This window comes from Maribellus maritimus (assembly GCF_022267315.1).
Lineage (GTDB): Bacteria > Bacteroidota > Bacteroidia > Bacteroidales > Prolixibacteraceae > Draconibacterium > Draconibacterium maritimum.
The window spans coordinates 52,775-67,626 of the sequence record NZ_JAIKLE010000035.1 but is presented as its reverse complement, the minus strand read 5'-3'; the positions used below and the strand labels follow the sequence as shown (position 1 = coordinate 67,626).

The 14,852-nt window shown below is 40.7% G+C and carries 15 protein-coding genes; all 15 read right to left on the bottom strand.

Annotation, left to right across the window (positions count from 1 at the left end):
* Positions 1-321: 321 nt before the first annotated feature.
* Positions 322-1,398 (bottom strand): molybdenum ABC transporter ATP-binding protein, encoded by a 1,077-nt coding sequence (gene modC, locus K5G00_RS23220; RefSeq protein WP_238768876.1) that lies wholly within the window; start codon positions 1,396-1,398, stop codon positions 322-324.
* 8 nt (positions 1,399-1,406) lie between these two features.
* Positions 1,407-2,105 (bottom strand): molybdate ABC transporter permease subunit, encoded by a 699-nt coding sequence (modB, locus tag K5G00_RS23215; RefSeq protein WP_238768875.1) that lies wholly within the window; start codon positions 2,103-2,105, stop codon positions 1,407-1,409.
* 7 nt (positions 2,106-2,112) lie between these two features.
* Complete coding sequence (modA, locus tag K5G00_RS23210) at positions 2,113-2,877, bottom strand: molybdate ABC transporter substrate-binding protein (protein ID WP_238768874.1); 765 nt, start codon at positions 2,875-2,877, stop codon at positions 2,113-2,115.
* Positions 2,878-2,903: 26 nt separating this feature from the next.
* Positions 2,904-3,299: a hypothetical protein gene (locus K5G00_RS23205; protein WP_158867985.1), complete on the bottom strand. Its 396-nt coding sequence runs from the start codon at positions 3,297-3,299 to the stop codon at positions 2,904-2,906.
* A gap of 19 nt (positions 3,300-3,318) precedes the next feature.
* Positions 3,319-4,494 carry a porin gene (locus tag K5G00_RS23200; RefSeq protein ID WP_238768872.1) on the bottom strand — a complete coding sequence of 392 codons (1,176 nt, stop codon included), beginning with the start codon at positions 4,492-4,494 and terminating at the stop codon, positions 3,319-3,321.
* Positions 4,491-5,621, bottom strand: a complete 1,131-nt coding sequence (locus K5G00_RS23195; RefSeq protein ID WP_238768871.1) for a homocitrate synthase/isopropylmalate synthase family protein — start codon at positions 5,619-5,621, stop codon at positions 4,491-4,493. The genes K5G00_RS23200 and K5G00_RS23195 overlap by 4 nt, the downstream gene beginning before the upstream one ends.
* A 69-nt stretch (positions 5,622-5,690) precedes the next feature.
* A complete protein-coding gene (locus K5G00_RS23190) occupies positions 5,691-5,996 on the bottom strand; it encodes a (2Fe-2S) ferredoxin domain-containing protein (RefSeq protein ID WP_158867979.1) in 306 nt (101 codons plus the stop codon).
* A gap of 115 nt (positions 5,997-6,111) precedes the next feature.
* The gene (locus tag K5G00_RS23185; RefSeq protein WP_238768870.1) at positions 6,112-6,522 is read right to left on the bottom strand and encodes a NifB/NifX family molybdenum-iron cluster-binding protein; all 411 of its coding nucleotides are present in this window, start codon (positions 6,520-6,522) and stop codon (positions 6,112-6,114) included.
* Positions 6,523-6,589: 67 nt separating this feature from the next.
* A complete protein-coding gene (locus tag K5G00_RS23180; protein WP_238768868.1) occupies positions 6,590-7,906 on the bottom strand; it encodes a radical SAM protein in 1,317 nt (438 codons plus the stop codon).
* Between the two features lie 69 nt (positions 7,907-7,975).
* Positions 7,976-9,442 carry a nitrogenase component 1 gene (locus K5G00_RS23175; protein ID WP_238768866.1) on the bottom strand — a complete coding sequence of 489 codons (1,467 nt, stop codon included), beginning with the start codon at positions 9,440-9,442 and terminating at the stop codon, positions 7,976-7,978.
* A 64-nt stretch (positions 9,443-9,506) separates the two neighbouring features.
* Complete coding sequence (nifE, locus tag K5G00_RS23170) at positions 9,507-10,844, bottom strand: nitrogenase iron-molybdenum cofactor biosynthesis protein NifE (protein ID WP_238768864.1); 1,338 nt, start codon at positions 10,842-10,844, stop codon at positions 9,507-9,509.
* Between the two features lie 114 nt (positions 10,845-10,958).
* A complete protein-coding gene (gene nifK, locus K5G00_RS23165; protein WP_238768862.1) occupies positions 10,959-12,341 on the bottom strand; it encodes a nitrogenase molybdenum-iron protein subunit beta in 1,383 nt (460 codons plus the stop codon).
* Positions 12,342-12,358: 17 nt separating this feature from the next.
* Positions 12,359-13,990, bottom strand: a complete 1,632-nt coding sequence (gene nifD, locus K5G00_RS23160; RefSeq protein ID WP_238768861.1) for a nitrogenase molybdenum-iron protein alpha chain — start codon at positions 13,988-13,990, stop codon at positions 12,359-12,361.
* A gap of 16 nt (positions 13,991-14,006) precedes the next feature.
* On the bottom strand, positions 14,007-14,369 hold the full coding sequence (locus tag K5G00_RS23155) for a P-II family nitrogen regulator (RefSeq protein ID WP_262921429.1): 363 nt from the start codon (positions 14,367-14,369) through the stop codon (positions 14,007-14,009).
* 32 nt (positions 14,370-14,401) lie between these two features.
* Positions 14,402-14,722, bottom strand: a complete 321-nt coding sequence (locus tag K5G00_RS23150; protein WP_238768857.1) for a P-II family nitrogen regulator — start codon at positions 14,720-14,722, stop codon at positions 14,402-14,404.
* Positions 14,723-14,852: the final 130 nt, after the last annotated feature.

Genomic DNA, 14,852 nt, shown 5'->3' with positions numbered 1-14,852 from the left:
TTTTCTTTAAATACTTTCAGTGAACTTTGCCTCAAAAGCGAGCGCAAATGTAAACACCTTTTTCATATCTCCAAAACTTTTTCAACCATTTTTTTTCTGATTTTTTTTCAGAAAATTTTGCGGCCTTTGAATCGATTACTTAATAATCTTCTTCTCTTCTTTAATTACCTCTCAATTCCTCAATGAACCTGCCCTAAAAGCGGATGCAAAAGTAGACAAGGTTTTGAAACTTCCAAATAAAAAATGAGATTATTTTAAGGATATTTTGAAGGCGAGCAAACAATGAATTGAAAATCAATATTATTACCAGAAATACTTCTTCTAGAAAATTTTTAATGCTGCTGATTTAAAAAGGCAAAATACCGTTGTTCCGACGTCGAGATTCATATTTTGTCTTGATGCTTCAGTGATTTCCACTAATACTTTTTCACCCGCATTTACCAAACAAAACGACAAACCATCCTTCGAAAAAATCTTTTCAATGGTTCCTTTTATTTGGTTACGAAGCGAAATTTGGATGATTGGCTGCAAAGAAATAGAGATATCTTCCGGACGAATCAGTACTTTCTTTTTTTGTTCGATCTCAATTACACCTTGAAATGGCTGACATAAAACCTGAACCTGGAAATCATTTTTTTCGCTTTTTAGTAAAACGAGATCGCGGTTAGGCAACTTTGCAAAAACAAATAAATCGAATACATTATATAAACCGGCGCCTTTCATTATTCCAATATTGGCCTCATCAAGAATTAAATCCTGGAAATTCCCAAGCGCCTGAACTTTTCCATCCTTTAACAATAAAAGATGGTTGGTCAAACTCAATAAATCGGGTAAATCGTGGCTAACAATTAACATTGGAATATTAAATCTCTTGTTAATCGTATTCAGAAACGGAATAATATTATTCCGCAAATTAACATCTACCGCAGAAAAAGGCTCGTCCATAATTAATATCTGGGCGCCACTTAACAAAGCCCGGCCGATAGCAATGCGTTGTTTTTCGCCGCCCGAACATTCAGAAGGTTTTTTCTGAAGCAGTGATTTTATATTTAATATATCGGTGAGTTCTTCAAAATTTATTCTTTCAGAACTCTTTTTATTGATCCCGAATTTCAAATTCCGGATTACCGATAAGTGCGGGAAAAGTCGTACATCCTGAAAAACATAGCCAATTTTCCGGTCTCTTGTAGGGAGGTTTATTTTCTGCTCTGAATTAAAAACGGTGTTTCCGTTTATATAAATAAACCCGGAATCAGGTTGTACTAATCCGGCAATTGAATTTAACAAACTGGTTTTCCCATGGCCTGACGGACCATAAACACCGGTAATTCCATTTTCAATTTCGGCTTCAACATCAAAAAGAAAACCATTTCGCTGCAATTTTATGTCGAATTTCAAAAACGGATTCACAGTTTTCGTCTTAAAATTCGTTTGTTTAAATATTCAGCTCCAATCATCGCTAGCAATGAAAGGACTACAGAAACAACCACTAAACGCAAAGTTGAAGACTCCTGGCCGGGAACCTGCATGGCTGAAAAAATGGCAAGTGGTAATGTTTGCGTTTCGCCGGAAATATTTCCGGCAAAAGAAATGGTAGCTCCAAATTCTCCCAGACTTCTCGCAAAAGCCAAAATTGCACCGCTAATTACTCCGGGCAAAGCCAATGGCAATGTTATTGTAAAGAATACGCGTAAATTTGATGCACCCAAAGTTCGCGCTGCCTCCTCGTAGCTTTTATCGACCAATTCAATTGAAAGCCGAATGGAACGTGTAACCAGCGGAAAGGACACAACAATCGCAGCAATAATCGCTGCCGGGAATGAAAAAGCGATTTTTATTCCGAGGTGATGATAAAAGAAACTCCCCAGCCAACCGTTGGTTCCGAAAACAACCAACAAGATGTAACCCGTTGTTACCGGAGGTAGAACCAGCGGCAAATGCAAAAATCCTTCAACAAAAGCTTTCCCGAAAAATTGTTTGCGGGCCAGAAACCAACCAATTAAAATAGCAAACGGCAAGACAAAAAGCGTACATACCAACGCGACTTTTAGTGAAAGTTGAATCGCTGTTAGCTCAGATGAAGAATATGTAAACAGTTCTTTCAATTTCTGATTAATGCGTAAAACCGTATTTTTCCCAAATGGGAAGTGCTTTATCAGAGCTTATAAAATTAGATAAGTTATCCGACAATTCGGTTTCCTCTCCCTTTATTTCTGTCATGTAATAATTCACCGGTTCATGCAGCGAATCGGGAAACTCAGTAATAATTTTTATTTTCCCCGACTTTAAAGCATCGGTTTTGTAAACAATCCCAGCTTCAACTTCCCCCATCTCTACCACCATTAAAGCCGAACGTACATCTTTTGCAGGCAAAAACCGCGGTTCCAATTTTTCTTCACACCCCAAACTTTTTAACAATTGCACTGCGTAACTTCCGGCCGGAACATGATTTGGGTCGCCAATGGAAAGCCGTCCTTCAAACAATTCCGGCAAATTCATTTCAGAAGAATATGCAACCGGTTCCAGGGAACTTGCTCCCGGGGCAATTAAAACCATCGAGTTCCCGGCAATTTCTTTTTCGGTTTCAGGAATGGTAAATGAAAGTTTATTCAGATAGTCGAGCCACTTTTTATTCGCCGAAATAAAAATGACAGGTGTGGCTCCGTGTTCAATTTGCCTGGCCAGCGTACCTGACGAAGCAAAATTGATTTTTACTTCCACATTGTTCTCCTTTTCAAATTCGAAAGTTATCTCCGAAATAACATCGGTTAAACTGGCTGCACAAAATAATACCAACTCGCTTTTTGCATCCTTTTTCTTAGACACGCAACCAACAAAAAGAAATGTTACTACTATTATATATATATAGTATTTCATATTTTGAGGTTAAAATATAAAATCAATTATACATTTTCCGCTTTAACACCTAAAATTTGTTCCGTAAAATTTTTAACGTCTTCAGTGAAACTTAACATTCTTACTAGATCAGAAGCCCCGGGTTCCGGAGTATCCAAAACTTCCAGCGAACAAAAATTCATAAATTTATTTATAAAACGAGCTTCAGCCGAAAAAGTGTCAGGGACCTCAACCTGCTTTTTTAACAGATGTAACATGGAACCAATACTTGAATGTTCGGGCATAATACCAAGTTTCATACAGAGTGCAGTGAGATAATTTTCAATGGCCAGGCCAATTAAATTGTATACCACATGGTTTCCAAGCCTTTTTTTGTTAAAGGCACCAAAAGCAGCTTTTGAATAACTTGCTGCCTCATCGTAATATTTTTTCCATTCTTCCATTTTTCCGGTTTTTAGATTTTTATATTGTGAACTGAATTCCTAATACAGCATAATTCCCAGGTGTTTCTTCATCGCTGATGTAATGATTCTTTGTTCCATCGCCATCGTGAAATATATAATGCAGGTTTACCTTTATATTTTTTGGCTTTGAAATGAGGTTAACTCCGAGATCCGTTATTTTATCGCTCCCGTCAAAAAAAGAAGCATCAGAATAATTATCATCTCCTTTAAAAACCTGATACATGACCACAGGCACCAAAATCCAATTCTTTTTTAGAAAAATATTGTAGCCCACTCGTCCCATCGCACACTCTGCATTGTATTTCGATTCATTTTTCCGGGACAATCGGTAATATTCACCATCCATTTTCAGGCCTCCCAAATAAATGGTTGCATCAGCGCCAATCGTTGAAGAAGATTCAAATGCGTCAGTTTCTCCGTGTTTTGAGAATCCAACTCCCAAGGTCGCACTTTTTTGTTTTTTTAAAATATTATTTGAAAAAGTGTATTTATACCTCTGAAATTCACTATCGCCCAAATTCAACATAAAATGCCCCAGCAGCACGGGCGACCAACTTTCTGTCTGAATACTTGTTTTATCCTGCCGGTTGACACACGAAAAATTATATAATAAAGTTGGTGTACCAATTTTGCCCGTTCCTCCTATGTTTATTCCCGGGGAAATTCCATTGGTTTTACCCGTTACAAACTGACGGAGATAGCACGAAGTTTCAGTTTTATCAAGTGAACTAACGGTCCAGGGCGAAGTAGTTGATTCCCTGCTCAAATGCGGCAAGAAATAACCTCCTGTAATATTCAGCCAATCGTTTTCAGAATTTAACTTCCACGTAAAATAAAAACTCCAGATACTAAAGGTTCCGGCACTTGCAGTTCCTTTGGTTGATAGATTCTCGTCTTTTGCCAGGTAATCAAATGACACCATAAAATTGTAACTTATTTCAGGCAATAAATTCCCTTTTAATCCGGCACGCCCCCTTCGGAAATAGGAAGCTAAACGCTCTTGAGTGCGTGCTCCATCTGCCGACTGGATTCCTTCACTGTAAACATTCCAAAACTGAACTTTTAAATAGGGAGAAATAGTGGGTTTAAATTTCTCCTCATCAGATTCATTTCCTGAAACAAACTTTCCAAAAAATGAAACCAACAACATTGTAGTTGCAATTTTAAACTTCATACTGAAAAATTAAGTTGTTTCTTTTGAATTAAATTTTGAATTTCAGTGAAGTTCAGGTCTCGTTTTAATTGGGTTGATAATGATTTGATTTTTATAACCAAATCAGTGGTTTCGGTTTTCGATAAAAAGATATTTCGTTTGGCCAGAAAATCGGTTAATGCACCTGTTCCGGAATGTTTTCCGATAATAAATATGGTTTCTTTTCCTATTTCTTCAGGGTTGAAAGGTTGATAAGTCAACAAGTTTTCTTTCAAACTGCGGCAGTGAATACCTGATTCGTGCGAAAAAGCCATTTCTCCTGTGACCGGTTTTGAAATGGATAATTTTCTTCCAGAGATTCTTTCAATATAAGACGAAAGTTCTACGAGCAGTTTCCCATCAAAACCAGGATCGATACCGTACGAGTATTTCAGCGCAAAAATCACTTCTTCCAAAGGTGCATTTCCTGCGCGTTCACCAAGTCCGTTTACGGTTAAACTGACCGAAGAAGCGCCGGAAGTTAAGGCAACTGCATGATTTGCTGTTGCCATTCCCAAATCGTTGTGCCCATGAAATTCAAAATCCATTTCAGGAAAAGTATCGGCAAGAATACCAAAAAGATTCTGCACACTCACGGGGTTCATAACTCCCACAGTGTCAGCAATTCTTATTCGTTTGGCTCCAAAATATTTTACGACAGAAATGTATTCTTTTAAAAATTGAATATCGGCACGCGAAGCATCTTGCGCACCAACGGCAACAAATTCAAATGAATCTGCAGCAAATTCCATAATTTCAGGAATGGAATCCATTACCCAGTTTCTTGATTTCTCGATGGCTTTTAATTGCACATCGGAAACAGGAAAGGAAAGATTAACGCGTTTGGCGCCACATTTCAACGAAGCTTCCAAATCGTTTTTTGTTGCCCGCGCCCAGCAGGTAGAATCAAAAGAAAATCCCTGGCTAATAAGACAACGAATGTCGTTCTGCTCATTTTTTCCAATTGCAGGTGTCCCTATTTCAAGTTCAGGAATTCCAATTTCATCTAACCGGCGCGCAATTTCAATTTTTTCTTCCAAAGAAAAAACCACACCCGGCGCCTGCTCTCCGTCGCGTAGTGTTGTATCGATTAGATGTGGATTTTTCATTTGTTTTAAAAATTAATTTTAAAAAAGAGGGGGAATTATAACGAAGTGAAATACAGCAAGCTCTTTAAATTAATCACTGATGAGATAATCCTCAACAGCCTCCCCCTCTTCGAGTGCGTCTAATATTTCGTCAATTTTTTCTTCGGTTAATCCGCCGTACCAATAATTATTAGGATGGATTACCATAACCGGCCCTTGTGAGCAAACATTTAAACATGCCGTTGAAGAAACAGCAACATCTAATCCGCGGTCGTTGCATTCTTCCATTATATATTGTATAAAATCGGCCGCGCCGTTTTTATTACAGTAGCCTTTGGCATCGCCAGCAACCCGGTACGAGTTGCAAACTAAAATGTGATAATCTGGTTTTTTCATTTTTGTAATTTTCTATTTAATTCTTTTCTGTCATTTCGAAGGAAGTATGACTGAGAAATCTCAGCAAAAAGGAAACAGATTTCTCCTCCTTCGTCGTCGAAATGACATTTATCTTTTATTTACATTCTCCTTTGCAGTTTGGAATTTTGTCGATTGCACACTTGCATTCCTGAACGGCAATTCCAACAATTTCAAGTTTCTCCTTTGGAACGTCACCAATTTGAAGCGTATATAACTTTTCGCAATCTTTTATGATTTCTTTTACTTTGGAAAACCGATCCGGCGCAAACTTGTGATTTGGATCTACAGGTTCTCCATTTTCACATTCGCAATACGATTCTACCTGGCGCAAATCAACCATTTTTAAAGCACCGTCTTCCACATCGTAGATATTGAAACTGGTTGCTTTCCCAAAATGCTGATCAACTTTTTCACCGTTGCTTGTTGTAACTGCTATTCGATAAGCCTCCCCCACCCCCTCCAAAGGAGAGAAGTTTGGAATAGCTTTTCTTTTAATATCATTCATCTCAAATCAGTTTAATTCTTATATTCTTTCTCTAGTCCCTCCCCTTGGAGAGGTAAGGAGGGGCTTTTTACCCACACCCAGTTCCTTTGCCTGAACACTCAGCGCCACATTTAAACACGTCTTTCTTTTTCAGTGTTTTTAATTCCTTGCCTTTGTAAACGGCATCCAGCCCGTCGTCGATTAAACCGGTCATTTCCATGATTTTTATTCCCGAACGTCCAAGAATGGAAGACGGTGATGGCCCAATTCCGCCAACCAACAATGCGCGGCAATCGCTGATTACTTCTCCCAATTCTTTCCAGCGGGAATTTCCGGCTCCTGGTTTTGGTGTTGGACGTTGTTCCAGCATTTTGTATCCATTTGGCGTTTCGCGGAAAATAAAAAGCTGTTGTGCTTCTCCCAAATGTTGGTTTACCAATAATCCTTCGTAACTGGCAACCGCAACGTTTGGCCGCGATTCATCCATATTTACTGAAAGACATGAAACTTCAGAAAGAATACGTTTTGCTTCCGGGTCGTCCTGCCCCAATAATCCTACTGCATCGGCACGGCAACGGGAACAATGTGTCATTGGCGGCAAGTGTTTACGAACTTCCTTCCGAATTTCTTTCATGAAAGAAGAAGACGGCTCTTCGACTTCAGCAAACGGAGTTCCTTCCACCGGGTAAAGCGGAATGGTATTCATCACATCCACTCCCATTTCTTTCATGGCAGCAGCAATTTCACCTACTTTATCATCATTAATTCCCGGAACAACAATGGTATTTACTTTCACAATAAATCCAACGCCTTTTAAAGCGCGAATCGCTTCCATCTGATTTTTCAGCAGGATTTCAGCGGCTTGTTTTCCGAAATAACCCCGTTTTTCGAAACGCACCCATTTGTATATTTTTGAAAGTGTCTCGGGCTCGGTTCCGTTTAAAGTAACCGTCACATGACTCACATTCAGTTCTTTTAATTCTTCGATGTACGGCAACACATTCAACCCGTTGGTTGAAAGACACAGCACCATCTCCGGAAATTCTTTCCGAATCAAACGCAAAGTTGTCATCGTTTGAATTGGATTGGCAAACGGATCGCCAGGCCCGGCAATTCCAACTACCGAGAGATGCGGCATTTTTTCTTTTAATCGAATAGTATAAGCCAACGCCTGTTCCGGCGACAATACTTCGCTGGTTACACCCGGACGGCTTTCGTTTACACAATCGAAACCGCGTTTGCAATAATTACACTGAATGTTGCACTGTGGCGCTACCGGCAGGTGAACCCGGGCATATTTTCCTTTTGCTTCTTTATTGAAACATGGATGTTTCCTAAGAGCCTCTCCCCAACCCTCTCCAAGAGAGAGGGAGTTTTGAATAGCATTCGTATTTTTATCTTTCATTTCTATTCATTTTTAAGTTTCATAATTTATTTTCCTTTTTTCCTCCCCTTGGGGAGGTTAGGAGGGGCTTTACATATATTTATATCCCACCGGTGATGAGTCTTGTTTGTATTCTATTAGTGTGTTTACAATTTTGTCGAAGAGTTCCTGGGTTCCAGCATAGCCCAGGTGCTTGATACGTTGTCCGCCAATACGGTCATGAATGGGGAAACCTACCCGAACAATCGGTATTTCCAATTCGCGGGCAATGTAGTAGCCTTTGCTGTGGCCAACCAAAATATCAGGTTTGTTAGTAATACTCCATTCACGTATCGATTCAAAATCGAAACCTTCGCGAACAGTTATTTTTTCGCCATTTTCAGGACAGTGCTTTAAAATTTCTTTTTCGAGCAAGCCACTTTCACCGCCCGACGCAGCCAGTACAATTTCAATTCCTATTTCATCGAGGAAAGCACACATACCCACCACAAAATCTTCTTCACCGTAAACCACGGCTTTCTTTCCGAAAACATATTTGTGCGCATCAACATAGGCATCGACCAAACGGCCACGTTGCTTCGTATATTTTTCAGTAGTTTTCTTTCCTGTTAACTTTTCAAGTTCTTCAAAAAAACGGTCGGTTTGCGTAATTCCAATGGGCATTGGTAAGCGCACCAACGGAACATCCATTTCTTTTTCCAGGTACTGAGCTGCGGTTTTGGTCAGGTTCTGATTTTTCACCCGCCCACTCAATTTTCCTAAGTTCAATACTGTTCCAAATTCGATGGAAGCTTTGGCTGAACCGCTTCGTTCAACTTCTTCCATAGTTGTTCCACCTTCAGGAATTCGTTTGTAGGTATCCCAAACCGGATTGTCTAAACTTTCAGAATAATCGGGAAGAATAGCTGTTTCAATTCCGAAATCGGCAACAATTTCTTTTAGTAAGCGAATATCTTCGGTAGAAATAAAACCGGGAAACAAATTAATGTGGTTGCCGGTATTTCCTTTTTTGGCAAATTTACGAACCACCGCAGCCACAGCTTCATGAAACCCGTCGATGTGAGTCCCCTGGTAACTGGGAGTTGAAGCCACAACAAATTCAACGTTCCCGTCAAAATCTTCACTCTTCAATTCATGAAGAAACAGCGTAATATCGTCTCCAATCGTTTCACTCAGGCAGGTAGTAGAAATTCCAATGATTTGCGGCTTGTACTGATTGATAATATTCTGTGCAGCAATTTTAAAATTTCTATCACCCCCGAAGATGGTAGAGTCTTCCGTAAAATTTGACGAAGCAATGTCGATGGGTTCTTTGTAGTGGCTGATTAAATAACGGCGAATGTATGTGGCGCATCCCTGCGAACCATGAATTAGCGGTACACAACCTTCGAATCCTTTGTAGGCAACACTCGCTCCGAGCGGAGAACAGAGTTTGCAGGCATTTTGAGTAGAAACAGCCCCTCCCGACCTCCCCAAAGGGGAGGAGTTAAGAACGGCCGCCCCCCGCCCCTCCAAGGGAGGGGAGTTAAGAATCGTATTTCCATTTGTGTTTTTCATTTCAATACTTTTTCAGTTTTACAACTCAGTAATCTTCTTTCTCAGTTCCTCCCCTTTGGGGAGGTTAGGTGGGGCTGTTAATAAATTTCCAAACAGGGCTGGTAACCGATGCATATACTTCTTTGGCGAAGTTCATCATGCCGACATATCCGGCGAGGGCTTCTTTCCGTTCGTGATTATGATCGCAAAAACCTAAACCCAGCTTATGAGCAATCGGGCGTTCTTTTACTCCTCCGATAAAGAGGTTGGCTCCTGTAAGTTTTACAAATTCTGAAAGTTCATTCGGGTTGGAGTCGTCAACGATGATGGTTCCGTCGTCGCACAATTCTTTGAGCAATTTGTAATCGTCGGCATTTCCGGTTTGTGAACCAACAACTACCGTTTTCATTCCAAGTAAACGCAAGGCTTTTACCAATGAAATGGCTTTAAAAGCCCCCCCCACATAAATGGCTGCTTTTTTGCCTTCCAATTTTTGACGATACGGTTGCAACGCCGGAAGCAATTGCGAAATTTCTTCGCGAACCAGTTCACGGGCATTTTGCATCATCTCCTCATCTTTGAAAAAACGAGCCACTTCGTACAAAGCATCCGACATGTCCTCAATTCCGAAATAGGAAACCTTCATAAACGGAATGCCGTACTTTTCTTCCATTTCTTTTGCCAGATGCACCATTGACCCCGAACACTGAACCACATTCAAAGTAGCTTTGTGTGCCCGGCGAATCTGTTCCACGCGGCCGTCGCCGGTCATGCAGGAAACCAGTTCAACACCCAATTTCTTATAATATTCAGCAAGAATCCAAAGCTCGCCGGCAAGGTTAAAATCACCCAATATATTAATAGAGTATTTTGAAGGCTTGTAAGAATCGTCGGTTCCTACCAACCTTGAAAGCGCTCCGCAGGCAATTTTGTAGCCATCTTTTTTGGTTCCGTTAAAACCTTCCGACATTACCGGAATTACATCAATTCCTTTTTCGCGTGTAACCTGGCGGCAAACGGCTTCCACATCATCGCCGATAACACCAATAATACAGGTTGAAAAAACGAACGCGGCTTTCGGCTGATGCTTGTCGATTAATTCAGAAAGTGCATGATACAATTTCTTTTCACCGCCAAAAACCACATCTTTTTCCTTTAAATCGGTGGTAAAACTCAGACGGTGCAATTGCGGCCCCGATGAAAGTGCTCCCCGAATATCCCAGGTGTAAGAAGCGCAACCAACCGGTCCGTGAATAACGTGCAGTGCATCAGCAATTGGATACAAAACTACCCTTGAACCACAAAACACGCATGCCCGCTGGCTGACTGAACCCGCCAGACTTTTCTTCTCGCAGGCGATTTCTGCGCTCTGTTTCCCTTTGGTCACAATTTGTGTTTCCCTGTCTTTCAGAAATTGATTCATTGTAGTTCATTTTACCTGTCATTTCGAAGGAGGTACGACTGAGAAATCTCTTCGTTGAAACAGATTTCTCACTTTCGTGCCTCAAGTTCGAAATGACATCTATTTGTGGAATATTTACATTACTAATTCGAAAGACTCTTCCGGTGATTTGGCATCTTGTTCATCCATGATTTCACCAAGGATTTTTTCCAAAATGCGGATAGCTCCCTGATAACCTACTGTTGGGAAGTAGCTATGTCCGATTCTGTCAAGAATCGGGAACCCAAGACGAACAAATGGAATACCTTCATCGCGTGAAATGTATTTACCATACGTGTTGCCAATTAACAAATCCACTGGCTCTTCCTTAATCCACTGGTGCATCAGGAACATATCAGCCTGCGGTCCGTTTTTGTATTTGGCTTCCGGAACTTTTTCGCTAAGTATCTCTTCCATCCTCTTGTCGAAACGTTTTCCGGGAGTTCCCGAAACAATGTAAACCGGTTTCATATCGATGTCAACCAGGAATTCTACCAACGGAATCAAAGTGTCCGGGTCTCCCCAGAGCGCAACACGTTTTCCGTAGAAATACTGGTGCATATCGGTAATCACATCTATTAACCGGCCACGTTCTTCTGAAATTATTTCCGGGATAGAAACCTTTCCTGCTGTTGAAAGTGCCTGCACGAAACGGTCAGTCGCACTCAATCCAATCGGAACATCTGTTAAACTAAATGGAACCTTACATTTATTGTCGAGCATGATAGCAGCCTTTTTACTGCACCACTCACCCATGGCAACTGTTTTCATGCTGTTTCCCATGCTTACAATTTCGTCCACTGTTGTTCCGCCTTTCGGATACATTTTGTATTTACCGGTCATTGGAGTATCTAGCACATCCGATGTATCAGGAAGAAGTACAGATTTGATGTCCATCATTTCAGTAATCCTCTTTATTTCTCTCATATCAGATGGTTCTACCCAGCCTGAAAGCAGGTTTACCTGGCGAATTTTCTCGTTGGTGTTGAATGAGAAATATTTTACAAATGCTTCCACCATGTTCGCATAACCGGTTACATGAGAACCCACATAACTTGGTGTTGATGCCTGAACTACATGTTTTCCTTCCGGAATTTTACCGTCATCTTTTGCTTTTCCTACAATCTGGCCTAAGTCATCTCCAATGGTTTCAGACAGACAGGTAGAGTGCACAGCAATAATATCCGGATCGTAAATTCCAAAGATATTATCGATTGCCTGCAACAGGTTAGCCTGTCCACCAAATACGGAAGAACCTTCGGTAAATGAACTTGTTGATGCCATAACCGGCTCTTTGTAGTGGCGTGTTAACGTACTTCGGTGGTACGAGCAACACCCTTGCGAACCATGACTGTGTGGCAAACATCCGTGAACACCCAAAGCTGCATACATTGCACCAATCGGCTGGCATGTTTTTGCCGGATTAACAGTCAACGCGGTTCTTTCCTTAACTTCTTTTGTTGTATGACGTAGTATCATAATTTTGTCCTCCTATTTTAAGCCTCAATTGAAATACTTCCTACAATCTCCGGTTCGTGTTTCCACGGAGCATCAACCAGTTTCCATATGTTGGTTGCCAGCATTCGTTCCATTTCTTTGTAGAAATTAACAGCACCGCCAAAAGCAGCGTAAGGTCCGCCGTAGTCGTATGAGTGCAATTGTTTTAATGGCACTCCATACTTTTGAACCACGTATTTTTCTTTAATTCCGGCACAGAAAATATCCGGTTTGTAGAATTCAATGAGTTTTTCAGTTTCCCAATGGTTTACATCGTCAACAACAAGGGCATTTTTCGACATCTCAGGCATCATTCCCTGGTAATCTTTAAATGTGTAACCCTCTTTTTCCAGTTTTGCCTTTTTGGTCACCAGGTCGTCGCGGAAGTGTTCCTCATCTTTTGTAACTTCCAAATCTTCAATATTCCGGGTATCGGCATCAATTTTAATATTTGGAATAACTTCACGTCCTTCATAATCGTCGCGGTGTGCAAATTCATAACCGGCAGAAACGGTTCTTATTCCTAATTCTTTAAATAAATCCTGGTAATGATGGGCACGTGAACCACCTACGAACATCATGGCCAGTTTCCCTTCCACTTTGGGTTTTACCTCTTCAGCAACTTTCTTCACTTTAGCCATTTCGCGCTCAATAACTTCCTCTACTTTGGCTTTTAGTTCATCATCTCCAAAATAGTCAGCAAGTTTTCGCAACGATTTTGCAGTAGATTCAGCACCGATAAAGTTTACTTTAATCCATGGAACGCCGTATTTTTCTTCCATCATCTCGGCAATGTAGTTGATGGAACGGTGACACATTACCATGTTCAAATCGGCAGTATGTGAATACGCAAAGCTTTCAACGGTTGAGTTTCCGCTATAAGTTGAAAGTAGTGTAATTCCGCATTCTTCGAAAATTCTTTCAATCTCGAAAGCATCGCCTCCAATATTGTACTCGCCCATCAGGTTCACCTGAAATTTGCCGGTACGTTCGCGATCAGTATTTCCAACAACATGTTTGAAAATTCCGTTGTTGGCGATGTGGTGACCGGCGGACTGAGAAACTCCACGATAACCTTCGCAACTGAAACCAAAAATATTAATCCCAAGTTCGGCTTTCATCTCACGGGCAACAGCGTGTACATCGTCTCCAATCAACCCAACCGGGCATGTGGAAAAAATACTGATTGCGCTTGGCTTAAAAATTTCAAAAGCTTCGCGAATGGCTGTTTTCAATTTCTGTTCACCACCAAAAACAATATTCTCATCCTGCATATCAGTAGAAAATGCATAAGGCATATAATTGTCTTCGCCTTCAGCAGGTTTGGTTTGGTTACGGCGGGTTAGCCAGCTGTAAAAACCACAACCAATTGGCCCATGTGTAATATTTATAATATCTCTTGTCGGACCAAGAACCACACCTTTACACCCTGCATAGGTACATCCTCTCTGTGTAATAATTCCGGGAATGGTGCGAACATTAGCCATGATTTCCTGACCTTCAGAAGGGTCGTTGACGATCATCGCCTTTGCTCTTTTTTTAGCTACCTTCCTTGGATATTTTTTCAGAATCTCTTCCTTTAATTCGGAAGGATCCGGAAGTCCATTTGTATAATTCTTTTTATTCGGCATAATTTTGTCTTTTTAATTAAAGAATTGTCGTGCCTGTTTCACCGGTACGAACCCGAAATGCATCATCCAGGGGAAGGACAAAGATTTTTCCATCTCCGGGAGCAGGCGTCTGGTTAACTTCAATAATTGTATCGATTGTTAATTGAACATTGTGGTCGGAAACTGCAATATTCAACACACGCTGAGGTCTGAGTCTGGGCTCTTTTCCAAGATGTGCAAGTGCTTCGGGCATATCTTTTTTTGCGCCCTCCATTACTTTAGCATCCCAAAAGCCTTTCCCCCTTCCAAACACTTTACCTGTAGCCGTCATTGAAGTAATACCGGCTTCAGTTAAAGCACGTTTGGTCTCATTCATTTTGTCAATTTTGATTATAGCCATTATCATTCTCATAATTCAAAAACTTTAATGGTTTATAATTCTTTCGTTCCTCTACTAATTGTATAAGCTTCTTCAACCGGAGAGATAAAAATTTTACCATCTCCGAATACACCTTTTGGTTCGGTGCGGGCAGCTTCCATTATGGTTGTTACTGCAAAGTCTTTATCTTCATCTTTAACTACCATAATCAACATCTCTTTGGGAAGCTCATCGTAGGTTACATCCCCGATTTTTATCCCTCTTTGTTTTCCCCGGCCAACAACAGGAATCTTTGTAACTGCTATATAACCAGCCTCAAAAAGGGCTTTCAAAACTTTACTTGATTTGTCGGGACGTATAATTGCTCTAATCATTAACATATTTGTTCCTCCTGATTTTTGATTTTTATATGATTTATTCTTTTGTCATTTCGACGAAGAATGAGGAGAAATCCTTTTCCAAGAACAGATTTCTCACCCTCGTACCTCAGGATTCGAAATGACA